Raw genomic sequence first — 20,007 nt, 5'->3', positions numbered from 1 at the left:
TGGGATAGCAAGGTGCGTACGGGCGCGGCTCAGGCGCGCAGCCAGGCCGCCGTGTCCTGCGGCAGCCGGCCCCGGTCGTCCAGGGGGCCGCTGGCGAGCAGGAGCCGGGAGTGCGCGGGGAGTTCGGCGGGCGCGGCTGCGAGGTTGACCACGCAGAGCGCGCCGTCCGCGCGGGAGAAGGCGAGCACGCCGTCGGGGGCGGGCAGCCAGGTCAGCGGGCCGTCGCCGAACCCGGGGCGCAGGGCGATGGCCTCGCGGTAGAGGGCGAGCATGGAGTGGGGGTCCCGCCGCTGGCGGTCGACGGCGTACGCCGGCCAGCCGGCCGGCTGCGGCAGCCACGGCTCGGCACGGGAACCGAAGCCCGCGTACGGCCGGCCGGCCTCCCACGGCAGCGGCACCCGGCAGCCGTCGCGGCCGGGGTCGGTGCCGCCCGAGCGGAAGTACATCGGGTCCTGGACGCGCTCCGGCGGGATGTCGGCCTCCGGCAGGCCCAGTTCCTCGCCCTGGTAGACGTAGACCGCGCCGGGCAGCGCCAGGGACAACAGGGCGGCGGCCCGTGCCCTGCGGGTGCCGAGCGCGAGGTCGGTGGGTGTGCCGAAGGTCTTGGTGGCGAAGTCGAAGGCGGTGTCGGCGCGGCCGTACCGGGTGACCGTGCGGGTGACGTCGTGGTTGCACAGCACCCAGGTGGCCGGGGCGCCGACGGGGGCGTGCTCGGCGAGGGTGGTGTCGATGGCGGTGCGCAGCCGGCCGGCGTCCCAGGGGCAGGCCAGGAAGGCGAAGTTGAAGGCGGTGTGGAGTTCGTCGGGGCGTAGGTAGCGGGCGAAGCGCTCGGGTTCGGGGAGCCAGACCTCGCCGACGAAGACGCCGTCGTACTCGTCCGCGATCCGCCGCCAGGAGCGGTACACGTCGTGGAGTTCGTCGCGGTCCACGAACGGGTGCGGCCGGGGGTGCGCGGCGAGGTCGGGCAGGTCCGGGTCCTTGGCGAGCAGCGCCGCCGAGTCGATGCGGACGCCGGCGACCCCCCGCTCGAACCAGAAGCGGAGGATGTCCTCGTGCTCCTGGCGGACGACCGGGTGGGCCCAGTTCAGGTCGGGCTGTTCGGGGGTGAACAGGTGCAGGTACCAGTCGCCGTCGGGCAGCCGGGTCCACACCGGTTCGGTGGAGCCGGCGAACTGGGAGGGCCAGTCGTTCGGCGGGAGTGCGCCGTCCGGTCCGCGGCCGGGCCGGAAGTGGAACAGCTCGCGCTCCGGACTGCCCGGTCCGGCGGCGAGCGCGGCCCGGAACCAGGGGTGCTGGTCGGAGACGTGGTTGGGCACGATGTCGACGATGGTGCGGATGCCCGACTCCCGTGCCTCCGCGATGAGTTTCTCCGCCTCGGCGAGGGTGCCGAAGGCCGGGTCGATGGTCCGGTAGTCGGCGACGTCGTAGCCGCCGTCCTTCAGGGGTGACAGGTACCAGGGGGTGAACCACAGGGCGTCCACGCCGAGTTCGGCGAGGTACGGCAGCCGGGCCCGGACGCCCGCGAGGTCGCCGGTGCCGTCGCCGTCGCCGTCCGCGAAGCTGCGGACGTACACCTGGTAGATGACGGCGGAGCGCCACCAGTCAGGGTCTTTCCGGGCAGGGGTGGGCTGTCCCACGGGGCTTGCCTTTCTGTAGACGGGGCGGCGGCGTCAGCCCTTGGTGCTGCCCGCGCTGATCCCGGCGATGATGTGCCGCTGGAAGACGAGGAAGAGCGTCACCATCGGGATGCTGGCGATCACCATCGCGGCGATGAGCACGGTGAGCTGGATGTTCTGCGACAGCTGGACCAGGGCCACGCTGATCGGCTGCTTGCCGGTGTCGGAGAAGACCATCAGCGGCCACAGGAAGTCCTGCCAGACGGCGACCAGGGCGAAGATGGACACCACGCCGAGCACCGGCCGGGACATGGGCAGGACGACGGACCACAGGATGCGCAGCCTGCCGGCGCCGTCGATCTCGGCGGCCTCCAGCACATCGCGCGGCAGCTGGTCGAAGAACCGTTTGAGCAGGTAGAGGTTGAAGGCGTTGGCGGCCGCCGGCAGCCAGATGGCGAGGGGGTCGTTGAGTAGGCTGGTGTGGATCAGCGGCAGGTCGGCGACGGTGAGGTACTTGGGGACGACCAGCGCCTGCGCCGGCACCATGAGGGTGGCGAGGATGCCGCCGAGGATCACCTTGCCGAAGGCGGGCCTCAGCTTGGACAGGGCGTAGGCCGCGGCGGTGCACAGGACGAGCTGGCAGGCCCAGGCGCCGGCCGCCTGGACGACCGTGTTCAGCAGGTGCCGCGGCAGCTCCATCAGGTTCCAGGCGTCGGTGTAGCCGTCGGGGTGCCAGTGCTCGGGCACGAGGGTGGGCGGGGTCCGCGCCACCTCGTCCGGGGACTTCAGCGCGCCGGTCACCATCCAGTACACGGGGAAGAGGAAGGCGAGCGCGAAGAGCACGACGACGGCCGTGAACACCGTCCAGTACACGGCCTTGCCGCGGGGGCGGGCGAGGGTGGCCGGCGAGATCAGGGTGCGGGTGGCGCTCATGCGTTCCCCTCCGAGCGGGTGAGCCGCAGGTAGACCGCGGAGAAGGCGCCGAGCAGCAGCAGGAGCAGCACGCTGAGGGCGCAGGCGCCGCCGAAGTCGTTGTAGAGGAAGGCGTACTTGTAGATGAGGTAGAGGACGGTGACGGTGGCGTTCTCCGGTCCGCCGCCGGTGATGACGAACGGCTCGGTGAACACCTGCATGGTGGCGATGATCTGGAGGAGCATCAGCATCAGGATCACGAACCGGGTCTGCGGGACCGTGACGTGCCGCACGCGCTGGAGGAGGTTCGCGCCGTCCAGTTCGGCCGCCTCGTACAGCTCGCCGGGGATGGACTGGAGCGCGGCGAGGTAGATCAGGACGGTGCCGCCCAGGTTGGCCCAGGTGGCGACGATCACCAGGGAGACCAGCGCGGTGTCGGCGCCGTTGGACCAGTTGGAGGTGGGCAGGTGGAGCCAGCGCAGCGCCTCGTTGGCGAGGCCGGCCCCGGGGTCGTAGAACCACTTCCACAGCAGGGCGCTGACCACCGGCGGGATCATCACCGGCAGGTAGACCACGACCCGGAAGAAGGCCCTGGCGTGCCGGAGTTCGTTCAGCACGAGGGCGAGCACGAAGGGGATCGCGAAGCCGATGAGCAGGGCCAGCAGGGTGAAGGTGAGGGTGTTGCGCCAGGCGGCCGTGAACTCGGGGTCGTGGAGGACGCGGGTGAAGTTGGCGGTGCCGACCCATTGGGGCGCCGAGCCGGGTGTGTACTTCTGGAAGGCGATGACGACCGCGCGGATCGCCGGGTACCAGGAGAACAGGGCGAAGCAGAGCAGCCCGCCGAGGAGGAAGCCGTAGGCGCGGGCCTGGTCGGCCAGCCGGCGCCGCCGCGGGCCTCCCGCCGGGGGTGGCACCGGGACCGGGTGGGCGGCGGCCGTCGTCCCGGGCCGCCGCTCGGCCGTCTTCGTCATCGTGGTCAGCTCCGGGCCAGGATGCCGTCGATCTTGTCGGACGCGTCCTTCAGCAGCTGGTCGACGTCCGCGTCCTCCTTGGTCAGGACGGCGGAGACGACGCCGTCGAGGACGGAGTAGATCTGCTGGGCGTGCGGCGGCTCGATCTTCATCCGGAGCCGCTGGTTGCCGTCGAGGAAGGCCCGGTAGTTCCCCACCGGGACGTTGGCGTTGGCCTTCTTGGTCCGCTGGTCCGTGGCGTCGGCGGTGCCGGTGAACAGACGCGGCTCGGGCAGGCCGACGGGGGCGTCGTTCTTCTTGGCCCGCGCGTAGTCGCCGAGGAAGCCCTTGCCCGGGGTGAGGAACATGTGGTCGAGCCACTTCAGGCCGGCCCGGATCTGGGCGGGCGTGGCCTTCTTGTTGAACATGTAGCCGTCGCCGCCGATGAGGGTGCCCTGGCCGCCCGGCATGGGGGCCAGGGCGAGGTCCTTGTAGTCGCCGCCCTTCTCCTTGACCAGGATCGGGATGTTGTCCGGGGCGGCGAGGTACATGCCGAGCTTGCCCGAACCCATCATCTGCTGCACGTCGTTGATGACGAGGAGCTGCTTGCTGCCCATCGAGTCGTCGGTCCACCGCATGGCGTGCAGGTTCTCCAGGACGGCACGGCCCTCGGGGCTGTCGACGGCGGCCTTCCCGCCGTCCGCGTCGACGACGTCGCCGCCCTGGGAGTACAGCTCCGCGGTGAAGTGCCAGCCGCCCTGGTTCTGCGCGCTGTAGTCGGCGTAGCCGACCGTCCCGTTCCCGAGGGCGGCGATCCGCTTGGCGGCGGCGCGCACCTCGTCCCAGGTCGCCGGGGGCTTGTCGGGGTCGAGGCCGGCCTTCTCGAAGAGCGCGCGGTTGTAGATCAGCCCCATGGAGTAGCCGGTGCGGGGGATGCCGTAGACCTTGCCGTCCACGGTGTAGATGTCCCGCAGCTGCTTCTGGATGCTGTCGTAGCCCTTCAGTTCCCTCAGGTACGGCGTGAGGTCGGCGGCCTGTCCGACGTCGACGACGTGCTTCGCGTCCGTGAAGTACGTGTAGAAGACGTCTTCCATCTGGCCGCCCGCCAGTTTGGCGTCGAAGGTCTTCGGGTCCTGGCACGGGAAGGCGTCGTGCGCGACGACGTCGATGTCCGGATTCTGCCGTTCGAAGGCGGCGATGTCCTGTTCGAAGAACCCGCGGTCGACCTTGGCGCTCCTGGGCGGCTCGCAGTTGACGGTGATGCGGGTCTTGCCGCTCGCCGCGTCGTCGTCACCGGACCCGCAGGCGGTGGCCGCGAGGGCGAGGGAGGAACAGACGCTTAGCGCTACGACGGTACGGCGGAACCCGGTGTGTCTCATCGGTGGACCCCTCATGGCACTCATGGCGGGAGCGGTGGGCGTCGCACACTCAAGCACCGCCGACACCGGTACGCAATATGTCGCGCGGAATCTGTAATTATTCGACAGCTGATCGGATCTTCCGGGGTTCAGTCGCGCGGCGCTTGTCCGGTGGAGCCGCGGACGACCAGTTCCGGCTCGAACAGCAGTTCCTCGGCGGGTACGGCGGTGCCGCCGATCTGCGCGTTCAGCAGTTCCACGGCCGCGCGTCCCATGGCCTCGATGGGCTGGCGGACGGTGGTCAGCGGCGGCTCGGTGCAGTTCATGAACGCCGAGTCGTCGTAGCCGACGACGGAGATCCGGCCCGGGACGTCGTACCCCTTGCGGCGTGCCGCCCGGACCGCGCCGAGGGCCAGCGGGTCGGAGGCGCAGATGATGCCGGTGACGCCGCGGTCCATCAGCCGGGCGGCGGCGGCGTGACCGCCCTCGATGGAGAAGATGGACCGCGCGACGAACTCCTCCGGCAGGTCGGCACGGAGGGCGCGGGCCGCGGCCAGTTTGCGGGCCGAGGGGACGTGGTCGCCGGGGCCGAGGAGCAGGCCGATGCGCTCGTGCCCGAGGGAGGCCAGGTGCCGCCACGCCTGCTCCACGGCGACGGCGTCGTCGCAGGAGACGGCGGGGAAGCCGAGGTGTTCGATGGCCGCGTTGACCAGCACGACCGGGATGTTGCGCCCGGCGAGCAGCCGGTAGTGGTCGTGCGGCGCGTCGGCCTGGGCGTACAGCCCGCCGGCGAACACCACGCCGGAGACCTGCTGGTGCAGCAGCAGTTCCACGTAGTCGGCCTCCGACACCCCGCCCTTGGTCTGGGTGCACAGCACCGGGGTGAGCCCCAGCTGGGCCAGGGCGCCGCCGATGACCTCGGCGAACGCCGGGAAGATGGGGTTCTGGAGTTCGGGCAGGACGAGGCCGACCAGCCGGGCGCGTTCGCCGCGCAGCTGGGTGGGGCGCTCGTAGCCGAGGACGTCGAGGGCGGTCAGGACCGCCTGCCGGGTGGCGTCGGAGACCCCGGGTTTGCCGTTCAGCACCCGGCTGACCGTGGCCTCACTGACCCCGACCTTCTTCGCCACTTCCGCAAGTCGTCGCGTCATGAACGCAAGAGTATCGCAAGCCATGCAAGCAGCTTGCGTGGAGAAGGGGAGGGGAAGTGGGGGGCGGTGGGGCCGCCGGGGCCGCTTCCGGTGCTCTCGACGGGCTCCCGCACGGTGGCCGCTCCGGCGGCGGCGTGGTCGGGGCCGGGACGGGCCCGGTGCGGGGCGCGCACGCACGGCCCGGTGCGGGACGTGCACGCGGCGCCCGGGTGCCGGTGGCGGGCGGCGCCACCAAAAGGTGCGCGGTGCGGGGCGCGCACGCGGCGCCCGGGTGCCGGTGGCGGGCGGCGCCACCGAAAGATGCGCGGTGCGGGCACACGCGCGGCGGCCTGGAATGCGACGGCGGGCGCCGCCCGTGTGCGGGAGGGGTCTCGGACCCGACGCCGCCGGCGACCTGAACGCCGGCGGTGCCGGGTCAGCTCTCGGCCGCCGGGACCACCGTGAGGTGCGACGCGGGACCTCGCGGACGGCGCGGACGGCGTACCGGCGCGGCGGGCCGGTGGGGTTCGCGCAGGACCATCGTCAGACGCCGGTAGCCGAGCTCCCGCAACGGCCGCGGTGTCTCCTCGACGATCCGGCACTCGACGCGTCCGTGCCGCGGATCCGGGTGGTGCAGCAAGCGTACCGCGCCGTCGAGACGGGTCGCGGCCTCGCCTACCGCGCGGATCCAGTGCGGCAGGCCCTGCCGGTAGGCGGCCTCCATGATCGGGTCCTGGGCGATGTCCCGGCGGACCGCCTGGAGTTCGTGGTCGTGGCCGTGCGTCTCCAGGGCGGAGCGGAGCTGGGCCAGCATCGGCAGGCACCAGCCCGACTCGTGTTCGCCCAGGACCTGCCCCGCGTCGGGGTGGAACAGGACGAACCGCAGGAAGTTGTCCCCCGGCATGGCCGTCGGGTGGGCGCGCATGCCGCAGAAGAGCGACTCGAACGCACGGTTCGCCATGACCACGTTCCACTGGCGGTCGACGACCAGGGACGGGCAGGGCAGGTACTCCAGCAGTGCTCCGTAGTCCTGGAGGTACCCCTGGGTCTCGCAAGTGTCGGGGACGGGCCGCGGTGCCGGCCGCTGCCCTCCTGCCTGATGTGCCATCGGGAGGTCACCCCTCTTGCCTCTGCGGCCTTTCACGCGGCGATGCGATCCTGGTGCCCAGCCCGGAGTCGTGTCAACTATCGTGGCATTTCATGCCGGTTGACGGCTGAAATTCGCCACAGTTGTGGCGACACCTGGATGTGGGTTCGAGACACGGGCTACTCTCCGGGAAGTTCACGGCGATCGCTCGTGAGAAGCACGGACGCATCTGAAGCCCTCTCTAGACGTAGGAGTTCTGTCGGTGACGGATGGCTACGAGGATCCGGGCGCCTCGGCGACCGCCCAGCTGCCGGCCGTCGTCGCCCGCGTCACCGCGCTCGCCGACCGCCTCGGCGTGCCGCACGCCGAGGTCTTCGACGTCGGGCGGCTCTCCATCTCCTGCGGGGTGCCCGAGCCGGTGGTCAGGGCCCTGCTGAGCGGTCGGCCCGCGGGCGAACCGGACGTCCAGGCACGCTTCCTCCAGCGGCTGGACCTGCTGCGCCGGACCCGGCTGAAACCGGGCGGGCGCCGGTACACCCAGCAGGAGATAGCCGACGGCGCGGGCATGTCCCGGCAGCAGGCCGGTGCCCTCATCAACGGCGACCGGCGCCCCACCATGGAGCACTGCGACGCCATCCAGCGTTTCTTCCGGGTGCACGCCGGGTTCCTCACCGCGGAGGACCCCGAGGCGCTGGCGGGCGCCCTCCAGCGCACCGAGCAGGAGTTGTTGCAGAAGCTCGCGGACCGGGAGCGGGCCGACATCGAGGCCGCGGAGGATCCGCTGGAGCGGCTGCTCCAGGACCACGGGGTGCGCGGAATAGCCTGGCGGGCGGCGCAGTTGCCGACCGATCAGCACCGGGACAAGGTGGCGGAGTGGCTCGACATGCTCCTGGAGAGCGTCAAGCGCCCTGAGTCGTGACCCGCCGGGGGTCATGGGCGGCGGTATGACAAGCCGTCCGGTGACGCGGCAAGTGCCGTGACCGGCCGGGGCGCTCGGGTGTGGTCGTGCCTCCGCTGAGCGGGCGAACCGGGACCGAGCCGGACGGGATTGTCAGTGGTGGGCGGCAAGCTGGGGGTGTGCGCCGCAGAGCGCGTGACCGTGACGCCTACCCGGGGAGAGCCGACCGATGCCCACCGCCGTACTGACCGACCGTGAGCGCACCGCCGTGCAGGCGTACCTGCGGCTGCTCCACACCGTGCGCGCCGCCTTCGACGGACCACCGGAGGAGGACCGGCCCGCCGTCGTCCCGCCCACCGTGCTCGCCGAGGCCGAACGCGCACTGGCCCACGCGGGCCTGGCGGGCAACGAGGAGGAGTTCTTCCGTCTCCTGCGCGACTGGTGCCCCCCGGTGGCCTGAAGCCCTGGGGTGCGGGCCGCCGGGACGGTCCGAGGGCCCGGGCGCGCCGCCGGTCGGGGGCGGGGCGGACGCCGGACGCCGGAGGGCTCCGCGGGTGCCGGACCGGAGGGGCGCGGCCACCCCCGGCGCATCGCGACCCCGCCGACGCGCGGGCGGCCGGCGTGCCGCGGGCGGCCGGGTGGGCCGGGCGTCAGGGGACGCGGGCCGTGGTGGAGGCGTGCGGGACCACCACCGAGGTGGCGACCACGCCGTCGCGTGCCACCCAGCGGCCCTCGAAGGTCTGGAGCCGGTGGCCGTCGACGAGGGGGCCGGGGACCAGGAGTTCGGCGCGCAGGGTGCCGCTCGCATCGCCGCCGGGGTCCGGCTCCAGGGTGATGTCGGCCTCGGAGAAGTCCAGCCACTTGCGGGTGAGCGGGAACCACGCCTTGTAGACGGACTCCTTGGCGCTGAACAGGAGCCGGTCCCAGTGCACGGCGGGGTGCCGCTCGGCCAGCCGGTCGAGCCGCACCAGCTCGGCGGGCAGGAAGACGGACGCGCCGACGCCGTCCGGGAGCGGCCCGTGCGGCTCGGCGTCTATGCCGACGGAGGCGAGGTCGGCGGCACGGACCAGCGCGGCGGCGCAGTAGCCGTCGCAGTGGGTCATGCTGCCGACCAGTCCGTCCGGCCACCGCGGTGCGCCCCGCTCGCCGCTGACCACGGCCTGCGGCGGCACGCCGAGCTTCTCCATGGCCCGCCGGGCACAGCCGCGCACGGCGGCGAACTCACGGCGCCGCTTGGGCACCGCGCGCGCGATGAGCGCCTCCTCCGCCGGGTAGAGCGGGGCGTCCCACAGCGGGTCGTCAGCGTGTGCCTCCACGGCCACGACCGACTCCGGGAGCAGCTCCTCGATCACCTGCTTCGACCTCCATCGGCAGGATACGGCGCAGCCTTCCCGGGGGTTCCGGACGCTTGCGCCACTCGCGGGGGTATCCCACGGAGACCTCCATGAAGCGGACTCCGTCGTGCCAGGTGGTGCGCGGGATGTGCAGGTGACCGTAGACCATGGTGGCGACCCGGAACCTGCGGTGCCAGTCGGCGGTCAGCCCGGTGCCGCACCACATGGCGAACTCGGGGTGCCACAGGACCTCGGTGGGGTGCCGGTCCAGCGGGTAGTGGCCGGCCAGCACGGTCGGGAGGTCCTCGGGCAGCTCGGCGAGCCTGCGCTCGGTCTCGGCGACCCGTGCCCGGCACCACGCCTCACGGGTCGGGTACGGGTCGGGGTGGAGCAGGAACTCGTCGTTGCAGACGATGCCCGTGCCCTCCGCGTAGGCCAGGCCCTCCGCCTTGGTGGCGCAGCCGGCCGGCAGGAACGAGTAGTCGTAGAGGAGGAACAGCGGGGCGACGACGACCGGTCCGCCGGCGCCGCGCCACACCGGGTAGGGGTCCTCGGGGGTGACGACGCCCAGCTCCCGGCACACCTCGACCAGGTGCTCGTAGCGGGCGACACCGCGCAGGGTGACCGGGTCCTTCGGATGGGTCCACAGCTCGTGGTTGCCGGGTGCCCACAGCACCTTGCGGAAGCGGCGGGCGAGCGTTTCGAGGGCCCAGCGGACATCGGCCACGGTCTCCGCGACGTCACCGGCCACGATCAGCCAGTCGTCGTCGTGCCCGGGGCGCATGTCCTCGACGAGGGCGCGGTTCTCCGGGTAGCTGATGTGCAGGTCGCTGATGGCCAGCAGCTGTCCGGCCCCGGCCGTCGACTCCACCTCGCACACCCCTTCCGATCATCCGCTGCCACCACAAGAACACATCGACCCGGCCCGGGACAAGAGCAATCCGGCCGGGTGTCAGCTCCCGGGCCGCGGCGGCGGCTTGGCCCCGCGGGGTCACTTTCGGGACACCGTCGAAGACGGGCCGCGGACGGCCGCCGGCACGGTCCGGGCCGTGCGAGATGGCTGCTCCACGGTACCGCGACCGTCCGGTGGAGCGCTCGTCCAACCGCGTCCGTCGCGGCGCCCCTCCGCGCCGGGCGGGCCCGGGCATGGCCGGATCACGCTTACTCCGTTGAGGGAGGTTCGACCGTACGCGGATTCGCAGACAATGGAGCAGACAATGGATACGAGCCGGGCCGTCCCGCCCGCGACCCGGAAGGGCCGGCCCTCCTGCGCGCCTCCCCCGGACCGCACGCGGACCCGTCCGGTGGCCGCCGGACCCGGCCGGGCCGGAGCCCGGCGCCGCCGGCTCCGGCACAGCTGATCTTCCCGCTCGACCCGGAGATCGCCTTCATGGCGCTGCCCGACATCGGCGCCGACCTGGACCGCCATGTGGATCGCCGCGTCCACCGGCCTCGCGCCCGCCGAGCAGTGCATCGCGGGCGGCATGGCCTCCGCCACGCTCGACCTGGGCAACGCCGTCCGCCCGGCCGTCCTCGCCGCGCCCGCCGACGCCGGCACCGAAGGCGTCGGCAGCCGGCGCCGCGGGTCGCCACCGCCGACGGGGAGTGACGGCTGGTCCTGCTCACCGCGCTCGGCACGGCCGCCGGGCCGCTCGCCCTGCTCCGCCCGCCCCGCCGCCGGGCCGGCCGCTCCCCCGTCACCGGCTCACCGGACCCCGCACGGGCCGCCGCGGACCCCGGCGTCCGCGACCGCGCGGCGCCCGGGAAGCCGTAACACGGGCGTTGCACGGGGCACCTCCGGTTGGCCGTATGATCGCCCCGACACCAACCAACGCCCCCCGAATTCCCCTTCGCACAGGGCTGTTTGGTGACCCTTCCACTCTCCTGCCCGGGCACGGGCCGCTCCGCCCTGCCCGCACGCCCTGAAAGGCGGCCTGCATGCTCTCTCGCGTACGCGTCTGGCTCAACCGCACGTACGCGGAGAACGTGTTCTTCATGGATCAGCTGCGCAGAAATCCCAGCGACCGCGCGGTCGAGATCCATGCCACGCACGGTGATCCCGACTCCCCCGTGCTGGCCGCCGCCGACACCGCCGAGCCGGAGCCGGAGGGCCTGTCCCCGGCCGCGTACGTCGAGTACGCCCTCGACCAGTGCGCCCGGCGCGGCATCGACGTGTTCGTGCCCCGGCTGCACCAGGCGGCGATCGTGGCGCACCGGGCCGAGTTCACGGCGGTCGGCACGGCGCTGCTGGCGCCGACGCCCGAGGCGGTGGCCGTGTTCGAGGACAAGGCGACCGCGTACGAGGCGGTGCGCTCGGTGGGCGTCCCGGTTCCGCCGTGGCGGCGGGTCCGTACGGCCGACGAACTCCTGGCCGCTGTCGAGGAGTTGGAGGCGGCCGGGTACCGGGTCTGCTTCAAGCCGGCCGCCGGTGCGGGCGGGGTGGGCTTCCGGATGATCACCCGGGACCCCTTCTCGCTCACGCACCTGAACGGCTTCCCGAGCCCGTACGTCCAGCTGGACCTGGTCGTCGAGGCACTGCGGCGGGCCGAGGAGCCCGTGGACTGGCTGGTGATGCCCCGGCTGGAGCAGCCCGAGGTCTCCGTCGACTGCCTGACCGGGCCGGACAACCGGGTGCGGCTCGCGGTGGGCCGCACCAAGAACGGCCGCCGCCGGGGCTTCACCCTGGACGAGCGGTGGCTGGCGCCGGCCCGGCTGATCGCGGAGGGCTTCGGGCTGCACCACCTGTCCAACATCCAGTTCCGGATGCTCGGCGACCGCCCGGTGCTGCTGGACGTCAACACCAGGCCCGCCGGAGGACTGCACCAGCTGTCGCTCTGCGGGGTGAACGCCCCGTGGGCGGCGGTGCGGTTGGCGCTCGGTGAGGACCCGGGGGTCATCGAACCGCCGTTCCTCGGGCAGGACTACACCGTGGTCTCGGGACCCCGGCCGGTGCTGCCGGCGGCGAGCCTGCCGCGGCAGCGGGCGGGGGCGGACCAGGTGCCCCGGCCGGCCGTGCCGGAGCCGGTGCGGGCGGCTCCGGCGGGTGAGGTGCTGCCGCTCTAGGGCGGCGGAGCGGTCGCCTCCCCTGTCACCTCGGGTAGGCCAGGGCGGGTCCCCTCCCTCGTCACCTCAGGTACGCCAGGCCCGGGTGGACCGCGGTGTAGCCCTCGAGCAGCCGGCGGGCCACCGTGACCGAGTCGACCAGCGGATGCAGCGCGAACGCCGCCACGGCACTGGCCCGGGAACCGGACTCGGCGGCGGCGAGCACCTCGCGGTCGACGGCCTTGACCGCGCAGACCAGGCCGGTGGCGTGGCCGGGCAGCGGATCGGCGGCGAGCGGGTGGGCGCCACTCGCGTCGACCAGGCACGGCACCTCGACGACCGCGTCGGCGTCGAGGACCGACAGGGTGGAGCGGTTGCGGACGTTGAGAATCAGGGTGGCGCGTTCGTCGCGGGCGATGGCCCGCATCAGGGCGAGGGCCACCTTCTCGTATCCGCCGGACAGGTCGTCGGCCTCGCGTTCGCCCGCGCCGGCGCTCTCCCGGTTCTCGGACATGTACGTCGCCTCCCGCTCGGCGCGGGTGCGGTCCCAGGCGCGCAGGGCGGAGCCGCCGGGGTCGCCCGCCCGCTCGTAGAACCGGGCCTGCTGGTCGCGCAGGAAGGCGCCGCGGGTCTGCCCGGCCTCCTGGTAGGCGCGCACGGTCTCCCGGTTGAAGTAGTAGTAGTGCAGGTACTCGTTGGGGACGGCGCCAAGCGAGCGCAGCCAGTCGGCGCCGAACAGCCGGCCCTCCTCGAACGAGCCGAGCAGCGCGGGGTCCGCGAGCAGCCGCGGCAGTTCGTCACGCCCGGCGACGCGCAGGCCGCGCACCCAGCCGAGGTGGTTGAGGCCGACGTAGTCGACGAACGCCCGGCCCGGGTCGGCGCCGAGGACGCGGGCGATACGGCGGCCGAGGCCGACCGGCGAGTCGCAGATGCCGATGACGCGGTCGCCGAGGTGGCGGGACATCGCCTCGGTCACCAGCCCGGCCGGGTTGGTGAAGTTGATGACCCAGGCGTCCGGGGCGAGGCGGGCCACGCGCCGGGCGATGTCGACGGCGACCGGTACCGTGCGCAGGCCGTACGCGATGCCGCCCGCGCCGACGGTCTCCTGTCCGAGGACGCCTTCGGCGAGGGCCACCCGCTCGTCGTCCGCCCGCCCCTGGAGGCCGCCGACGCGGATCGCGGAGAAGACGAAGTCGGCGCCGCGCAGGGCCTCGTCCAGGTCGGTGGTGGCGGACACCCGGGGCGCGTCGGGGACGCCCGCGGCCTGCTCCGCCAGCACCCGGGAGACCGCGCGCAGCCGGCGGTCGTCCGGATCGTGCAGCACGACCTCGGTGACCCGCCCCTCGGCATGGTCCGTCAGCAGCGCGCCGTACACCAGCGGCACCCGGAACCCGCCACCGCCCACAATCGTCAGCCTCACGCCCGTACCCTTCGTCACGCCGTACCCGTCCGCGCCGGCCCCGCCCCGCCCGTACCCGGGCCTTTCCTCGGCCACACCGGCGACCGGTACCACCCTGTCATCCGCCGCGCCGCCGCCCCACCCGCCCGGCACCCCGGCCACCGTCCGCCACCGGCTCCACGCCGCGGTCTTCAGGGCGCCTTCATCCAGGGGTCGCGGGCCCGCGCGATCCTCGGCGCGTGACGGACCGAGGACCGGCCGGGCCCGGGCCGGTGGGCGCCGGACGGCGGGATAACGCTGCCACCGCGTCCGGCGGGCGCCCGGCGTACGGCGGTGAGCGCGACGAGCGGGTACGGCGGGACCCCGGGAGCCCGGGCCCGGTCGGCATCCGGTGCCACCGGCACGAGGGGATCGTCGTCGTCAACCACCGGCGGGCCCGTGGTCTGGCCGGGCCGGCGGCCACCTGGGAGCTGAGCCTGGCCGACGGCCGGACCTTCGCCGCCCCGGCCGAGCTGCCCGATCTGCGGCCGGGCGAGACCGCCGCCGTGCCGCTGCCACGGCCCTTGCCGCTGCCGCTGCCGGCGGACGGCGGCGCGGTCTGGCTGACGCTTCGGGTGGTGACGGCCGAGGAGCACCCGGGGGCACCGCCCGGTACCCGGGTGTGCGCACCACGCGTCCGGCTCCGGACGGAGGCGGACGCCGCGCGGCAAGCGGCGGGCGGACGGCGGTCGGCGACGGCCTTCGGCCGCTGAACCCTCCTGCGGGCCGAGCCCTCCGGCGGCCGGGACGCCTGCCGTCGCGTGCGGGCCGAGTCTGTCCGACCGCGACGACAGCCGGTCCGGCGCGGTCGCGGGGGCCACGGGCGCCGGTGACCGGCGGTCCCGGCGGACGGTCCCGGCAGACTTCGACGCGGTCACCGGCAGGCGCGACACCCGCCTCGCCCTCACCGGCGGCCGGGCGGCCGGCTCCGGGAACGTGAACCGGTTCGGCTCCGCGAACGTCAACCGGTTCGGCATCGGGCACCGGGCGCGGCCCGGCGGTGCGGACACCGCGGGGGGGGCTCACCCGGGCGAACGCAGCTCCGCCCGGAACGCCACCGGGGTCTGGCCGGTGTGCAGGTGGAAGAACTTGGAGAAGTTCGCCGCGTCGGGGAAGCCCACGGCCACCCCGACGCGGCCTATCGGGAGTTCCGTGTGGGCGAGGAGGCGCTGGGCCTCCAGGACGACGCGTTTGTCGATGAAGCCCTTGGGGGTCTCGCCGGTGGCCGCGCGGACGGCGCGGACCAGGGTGCGCCGGGAGTAGCCGAGGGCGTCGGCGTAGGCGCTGACGCTGTGGTTGGTGGCGAAGCCGTGCTCGACGGCGTCCCGGAAGCGGGTGAAGGTGCTGTCGGTGTGCTGCCCGGAGATCCGCGCCGTGCTGGTGGCGAGGTGGGCGAGGCGCAGCAGGAACGCGGTCAGCGTGTGCCGCAGGACCGCCGTGTGCAGACCGGGCGGGAGGGTGTCGGCGTCCTCGTACTCGCGGCGCAGCTGGTCGAGGGCGGCCTGGAGCGCGGCGCGCTCGGCCGGGCCGGGGCGCAGCAGCGGGGGCAGGTCGTAGCGGTACAGGCCGGTGGCCTCGACGGTGCTGCGCGGCAGGAAGCCGGGTTGCATGGTCAGCACGGTTCCGCGGTACACGGGTTCCCGGGAGAAGCGGTGGACCTGTCCGGGGCGGATCCACAGCAGGTCGCCGGCGCCGGCCTCGTACTCGGCGAAGTCGATCATGTGCCGTACGGGGCCGTCGGTGAAGAGCATGACCACGTGGAAGTCGATGCGGTGGACGCGGTGCAGGGGGGCGTCGGCGTGCCAGGGCCGGTCGGTGCCCATCGGGCCGACCTGCATGCCGACGCCCCCGAGGGCCAGTTCCGCCGGGAAGGGGAAGGTCCTGATCCCGTCGCGATCGGTGTCGCCCTCGCCGCCGGAACCGCCGGCGGCGTCCGTCGTGCCGCCGCCGGTGACGCCGCTGCCGTTACCGGCGGCTTGCCGTCTTGTATCGGTCATGTCCCTTTTATGCCGTCTCTATCGCGTGACCACTGTCCCAGATTCACCACAGGCTGACACACCCCGCCCTTCCTTCGAAAAAGTCAGACTTTTATGTTTGAACGCGTCCGGCCAGCCCAACCGCACTGAACAAGGACTTCTTGAAGATGACGACGCAGACTTCCGACGGCTTCGAGTGGACCGACCTCGACCGGCGTGCCGTGGACACCGCCCGCATTCTGGCGGCCGACGCAGTGCAGAAGGTGGGCAACGGACACCCGGGCACGGCGATGAGCCTGGCGCCTGCCGCGTACACGATCTTTCAAAAGGTGATGCGACACGACCCGGCGGACCCCGAGTGGACCGGCCGTGACCGGTTCGTCCTCTCCCCCGGCCACACCTCGCTGACCCTCTACACGCAGCTCTTCCTCGCGGGCTACGAGCTGGAGCTGGACGACCTGAAGGCGTTCCGCACGCACGGCTCGAAGACTCCGGGCCACCCCGAGTACGGGCACACCGCGGGCGTGGAGACCACCACCGGTCCGCTCGGCCAGGGCGTCGCCAACGCCGTCGGCATGGCGATGGCCGCCCGCTACGAACGCGGCCTGTTCGACCCGGAGGCCCCCGCCGGCACCTCCCCCTTCGACCACACCGTCTGGGCGATCGTCTCCGACGGCGACCTGGAGGAGGGCGTCTCCGCCGAGGCGTCCTCGCTGGCCGGCCACCAGAAGCTCGGCAACCTGGTCTTCGTCTACGACGACAACCACATCTCCATCGAGGGCGACACCGCGACCGCGTTCTCCGAGGACGTGCTGAAGCGGTACGAGGCCTACGGCTGGCACACCCAGCGCGTGGCACCCACCGCCGACGGCGACATCGACGCGCCCGCCCTGTACGCGGCGCTCGAGGCCGCCCGCGCCGAGACCGGCCGGCCCTCGATCATCGCGCTGCGCACGATCATCGCCTGGCCCGCGCCGAACGCACGGAACACCGAGGCGTCCCACGGCTCCGCGCTCGGCGAGGAGGAGATCGCCGCCACCAAGCGGCTCCTCGGCTTCGACCCTGAGCGGACCTTCGAGGTCGCCGACGAGGTGCTCAAGCACACCCGCGGGGCCCTGGACCGGGGCGCCGAGGCACACGCGGCCTGGGACAAGCGGATCGCCGAGTGGCGTGCCGCCCAGCCGGAGCGGGCCGAGCTGTTCGACCGTGTGAGCAAGGGCGAGCTGCCCACGGGCTGGGAGGACGCCCTGCCCGTGTTCGAGGCGGGCAAGTCGGTCGCCACCCGCGCCGCCTCCGGCAAGGTGCTCCAGGCCCTCGGTCCGGTCCTCCCCGAGCTGTGGGGCGGCTCCGCCGACCTGGCCGGCTCCAACAACACCACCATCGACAAGACCAGCTCCTTCCTGCCCGAGGGCAACCCGCTGCCCGGTGCGGACCCGTACGGCCGTACGGTGCACTTCGGCATCCGCGAGTTCTCGATGGCCGCGGAGATGAACGGCATCGCCCTGCACGGCAACACCCGCGTCTACGGCGGCACCTTCCTGGTGTTCTCCGACTACATGCGCAACGCCGTCCGGATGTCGGCGCTGATGCAGCTGCCGGTGACCTACGTGTGGACGCACGACTCCATCGGCCTCGGCGAGGACGGCCCGACCCACCAGCCGGTGGAGCACCTGGCCTCGCTGCGCGCGATCCCGGGCCTGAACGTCGTCCGCCCGGCGGACGCCAACGAGACCGCGATCGCCTGGGCCGAGATCCTGAAGAGGCACGCCACGCACCCCGCCCCGCACGGGCTCGCGCTCACCCGCCAGGGCGTGCCGGTGTACGCGCCGGACGAGGACGCGGCCAAGGGCGGCTACGTGCGGTTCGAGTCCTCGACGGAGGTCCCGGAGGTGATCATCATCGCGACGGGCTCCGAGGTGCAGCTCGCCGTGGCCGCGCGGGAGCGGCTGGAGGCCGAGGGGATCGGCACCCGGGTGGTCTCGATGCCGTCCGTGGAGTGGTTCGAGGAGCAGCCGCGCGAGTACCGCGACCGGGTGCTGCCGCCGGCCGTGAAGGCCCGCGTCGCCGTCGAGGCCGGTATCGGCCTGACCTGGTACCGGTTCGTCGGTGACGCCGGCCGCATCGTCTCGCTGGAGCACTTCGGCGCCTCCGCCGACGCCGGGACCCTGTTCACCGAGTTCGGCTTCACCCCCGAGAACGTCGCCGCGGCGGCCCGCGAGTCGCTCGCCACCACGCGCGCCTGATATCGACGCAGAATAGAAAGATGATCAAAGTGAACGAAACAACGGCGACCCCGGGAGCCCTCAAGCGCCTCGCCGACGAAGGCGTGTCGATCTGGCTCGACGACCTGTCGCGCAAGCGGATCACCTCGGGCAGCCTCGCCGGACTGGTGTCGAGCGGAAGTGTCGTCGGTGTCACCACGAACCCGTCCATCTTCCAGGCGGCCATAGGCTCCGGAGAGGGCTACGAGGAGCAGCTCACCGACCTCGCCGTGCGCGGGGTCACGGTGGACGAGGCCGTGCGGATGATGACGACCGCCGACGTGCGCGACGCCGCCGACATCCTGCGTGCCGTGTACGACACCACCGACGGCCGGGACGGCCGGGTCTCCATCGAGGTCGACCCGCGCCTGGCCCACGCCACCGCGGCGACCGTCGCCGAGGCCAAGCAGCTGTCCTGGCTGGTGGACCGCCCCAATGTGATGATCAAGATTCCGGCGACGAAGGCCGGTCTCCCGGCCATCACCGAGGTCATCGGCCTCGGCATCAGCGTCAACGTGACCCTGATCTTCTCCCTGGAGCGCTATCGCGAGGTGATGGACGCCTACCTGGCCGGTCTGGAGAAGGCCCGGGAGCGGGGCATCGACCTCTCCACCATCCACTCGGTGGCGTCCTTCTTCGTCTCGCGGGTGGACTCCGAGATCGACAAGCGGCTGACCGCCCTCGGCACCGACGAGGCCCTGGCGCTCAAGGGCCGCGCGGCCCTCGCCAACGCCCGGCTCGCCTACGAGGCCTACGAGGAGGTCTTCGCCTCCGGCCGCTGGCTGGCGCTGGCCGGTGACGGGGCGAACAAGCAGCGCCCGCTGTGGGCGTCGACCGGGGTGAAGGACCCCGCTTACAAGGACACCCTGTACGTGGACGAGCTGGTCGCGCCCGGCACCGTCAACACCATGCCCGAGGCCACCCTGAACGCCGCCGCCGACCACGGCCGGATCACCGGCGACACGGTGACCGGCGGCTACGCTCAGGCCCGCGCCGACCTGGCCGCCGTCGAGCGGCTCGGCATCTCCTACGACGAGGTCGTCCAGCAGTTGGAGGACGAGGGCGTCGCCAAGTTCGAGACGGCCTGGCAGGACCTGCTGGACGCCGTCGCCACGTCCCTGAAGAGCAAGGGAGCTGACGCCCGATGACCGAGAACGCCCCCGCCCAGACGCCCGCGCCCGAGGCGGCCCCGGCCGCCCCGGCCCCGGCCCCGGCGGTCACGGCCGCCGACTGGGCGAACCCGCTGCGGGACGCCCGCGACCGCCGGCTCCCGCGCATCGCCGGACCGTCGGGCCTGGTCATCTTCGGCGTCACCGGTGACCTGTCCCGCAAGAAGCTGATGCCGGCCGTCTACGACCTGGCCAACCGCGGTCTGCTGCCGCCGGGCTTCTCCCTCGTCGGGTTCGCCCGCCGGGACTGGGAGGACCAGGACTTCGCGCAGGTCGTGCACGACGCGGTCCGCGAGCACTCGCGCACCGAGTTCCGCGAGGAGGTGTGGCAGCAGCTCGCCGAGGGCATGCGGTTCATCCCCGGCGACTTCGACGACGACACCGCCTTCAAGCAGCTGAAGGACGCCGTCGACGAACTCGACGCCTCCCGGGGCACCGGCGGCAACTTCGCCTTCTACCTCTCGGTGCCGCCGAAGTTCTTCCCGAAGGTCGTCCAGCAGCTGAAGAAGCACGGCCTGGCCAACCCGCCGGAGGGCTCCTGGCGGCGCGCGGTCATCGAGAAGCCCTTCGGGCACGACCTGGACAGCGCGCGCGACCTGAACGCGATCGTGCACGAGGTGTTCGAGCCGGACCAGGTGTTCCGCATCGACCACTACCTCGGCAAGGAGACCGTCCAGAACATCCTGGCGCTGCGCTTCGCCAACCAGATGTACGAGCCGATCTGGAACCGGTCGTACGTCGACCACGTGCAGATCACGATGGCCGAGGACATCGGCATCGGCGGCCGGGCCGGCTACTACGACGGCATCGGCGCCGCCCGCGACGTCATCCAGAACCAC

17 protein-coding genes are annotated in these 20,007 nt (G+C 72.9%); 7 read left to right on the top strand and 10 right to left on the bottom strand.

Annotated features, from left to right (window positions below; genetic code table 11):
* Positions 1 to 29: 29 nt before the first annotated feature.
* The 6 genes from IF37_RS0122775 to IF37_RS0122750 form a co-directional block, all read right to left on the bottom strand.
* Positions 30 to 1,637 (bottom strand): glycoside hydrolase family 13 protein, encoded by a 1,608-nt coding sequence (locus IF37_RS0122775; protein ID WP_030745403.1) that lies wholly within the window; start codon positions 1,635 to 1,637, stop codon positions 30 to 32.
* A gap of 33 nt (positions 1,638 to 1,670) precedes the next feature.
* Complete coding sequence (locus tag IF37_RS0122770; RefSeq protein ID WP_030745400.1) at positions 1,671 to 2,549, bottom strand: carbohydrate ABC transporter permease; 879 nt, start codon at positions 2,547 to 2,549, stop codon at positions 1,671 to 1,673.
* The gene (locus IF37_RS0122765; RefSeq protein ID WP_030745397.1) at positions 2,546 to 3,499 is read right to left on the bottom strand and encodes a carbohydrate ABC transporter permease; all 954 of its coding nucleotides are present in this window, start codon (positions 3,497 to 3,499) and stop codon (positions 2,546 to 2,548) included. Before IF37_RS0122765 ends, IF37_RS0122770 begins: the two co-directional genes overlap by 4 nt.
* A 5-nt stretch (positions 3,500 to 3,504) precedes the next feature.
* Entirely contained in the window at positions 3,505 to 4,857 is a 1,353-nt protein-coding gene (locus IF37_RS0122760) for an ABC transporter substrate-binding protein (protein WP_030745394.1), read from the bottom strand.
* A 128-nt stretch (positions 4,858 to 4,985) separates the two neighbouring features.
* The gene (locus IF37_RS0122755; RefSeq protein ID WP_030745391.1) at positions 4,986 to 5,984 is read right to left on the bottom strand and encodes a LacI family DNA-binding transcriptional regulator; all 999 of its coding nucleotides are present in this window, start codon (positions 5,982 to 5,984) and stop codon (positions 4,986 to 4,988) included.
* Between the two features lie 415 nt (positions 5,985 to 6,399).
* On the bottom strand, positions 6,400 to 7,071 hold the full coding sequence (locus tag IF37_RS0122750) for a hypothetical protein (RefSeq protein WP_030745389.1): 672 nt from the start codon (positions 7,069 to 7,071) through the stop codon (positions 6,400 to 6,402).
* A gap of 241 nt (positions 7,072 to 7,312) precedes the next feature.
* On the opposite strand from IF37_RS0122750, the gene IF37_RS0122745 reads away from it, so the two are divergent.
* The gene (locus IF37_RS0122745) at positions 7,313 to 7,969 is read left to right on the top strand and encodes a helix-turn-helix transcriptional regulator (RefSeq protein ID WP_030745386.1); all 657 of its coding nucleotides are present in this window, start codon (positions 7,313 to 7,315) and stop codon (positions 7,967 to 7,969) included.
* Between the two features lie 208 nt (positions 7,970 to 8,177).
* Positions 8,178 to 8,408, top strand: a complete 231-nt coding sequence (locus tag IF37_RS0122740; protein ID WP_030745382.1) for a hypothetical protein — start codon at positions 8,178 to 8,180, stop codon at positions 8,406 to 8,408.
* Positions 8,409 to 8,598: 190 nt separating this feature from the next.
* Here the strand turns inward: IF37_RS0122740 and IF37_RS0122735 are convergent, their stop codons facing one another.
* Both IF37_RS0122735 and IF37_RS0122730 read right to left on the bottom strand, forming a co-directional pair.
* Positions 8,599 to 9,300 carry a 4'-phosphopantetheinyl transferase gene (locus IF37_RS0122735; protein WP_030745379.1) on the bottom strand — a complete coding sequence of 234 codons (702 nt, stop codon included), beginning with the start codon at positions 9,298 to 9,300 and terminating at the stop codon, positions 8,599 to 8,601.
* On the bottom strand, positions 9,248 to 10,153 hold the full coding sequence (locus IF37_RS0122730; RefSeq protein WP_030745376.1) for a metallophosphoesterase: 906 nt from the start codon (positions 10,151 to 10,153) through the stop codon (positions 9,248 to 9,250). Before IF37_RS0122730 ends, IF37_RS0122735 begins: the two co-directional genes overlap by 53 nt.
* Positions 10,154 to 11,220: 1,067 nt before the next feature.
* Here IF37_RS0122730 and IF37_RS0122725 point away from each other — a divergent pair.
* Positions 11,221 to 12,345, top strand: coding sequence for an ATP-grasp domain-containing protein (locus tag IF37_RS0122725; protein ID WP_030745373.1), 1,125 nt, complete (start codon positions 11,221 to 11,223; stop codon positions 12,343 to 12,345).
* Positions 12,346 to 12,406: 61 nt separating this feature from the next.
* On the opposite strand, the gene IF37_RS0122720 is transcribed toward IF37_RS0122725, so the two are convergent.
* Positions 12,407 to 13,744 carry a 6-phospho-beta-glucosidase gene (locus IF37_RS0122720; protein ID WP_030745370.1) on the bottom strand — a complete coding sequence of 446 codons (1,338 nt, stop codon included), beginning with the start codon at positions 13,742 to 13,744 and terminating at the stop codon, positions 12,407 to 12,409.
* 218 nt (positions 13,745 to 13,962) lie between these two features.
* On the opposite strand from IF37_RS0122720, the gene IF37_RS45250 reads away from it, so the two are divergent.
* A complete protein-coding gene (locus tag IF37_RS45250) occupies positions 13,963 to 14,475 on the top strand; it encodes a beta-galactosidase domain 4-containing protein (protein ID WP_216725850.1) in 513 nt (170 codons plus the stop codon).
* A gap of 309 nt (positions 14,476 to 14,784) precedes the next feature.
* On the opposite strand, the gene IF37_RS0122710 is transcribed toward IF37_RS45250, so the two are convergent.
* Positions 14,785 to 15,759 (bottom strand): AraC family transcriptional regulator, encoded by a 975-nt coding sequence (locus IF37_RS0122710; protein WP_030745364.1) that lies wholly within the window; start codon positions 15,757 to 15,759, stop codon positions 14,785 to 14,787.
* 146 nt (positions 15,760 to 15,905) lie between these two features.
* On the opposite strand from IF37_RS0122710, the gene tkt reads away from it, so the two are divergent.
* From tkt to IF37_RS0122695, 3 genes are all read left to right on the top strand, one after another.
* Positions 15,906 to 17,981 carry a transketolase gene (gene tkt / locus IF37_RS0122705; protein ID WP_030745361.1) on the top strand — a complete coding sequence of 692 codons (2,076 nt, stop codon included), beginning with the start codon at positions 15,906 to 15,908 and terminating at the stop codon, positions 17,979 to 17,981.
* A gap of 20 nt (positions 17,982 to 18,001) precedes the next feature.
* The gene (tal, locus tag IF37_RS0122700) at positions 18,002 to 19,147 is read left to right on the top strand and encodes a transaldolase (protein ID WP_030745358.1); all 1,146 of its coding nucleotides are present in this window, start codon (positions 18,002 to 18,004) and stop codon (positions 19,145 to 19,147) included.
* On the top strand, positions 19,144 to 20,007 hold an 864-nt coding region (locus IF37_RS0122695; protein WP_037856910.1), incomplete at its 3' end, for a glucose-6-phosphate dehydrogenase. The genes tal and IF37_RS0122695, both read left to right, overlap by 4 nt.

The organism is Streptomyces sp. NRRL S-31 (genome assembly GCF_000718775.1).
GTDB lineage: Bacteria > Actinomycetota > Actinomycetes > Streptomycetales > Streptomycetaceae > Streptomyces.
The sequence above is the reverse complement of the archived record's forward strand: the minus strand, read 5'-3'. Positions and strand labels throughout refer to the sequence as shown.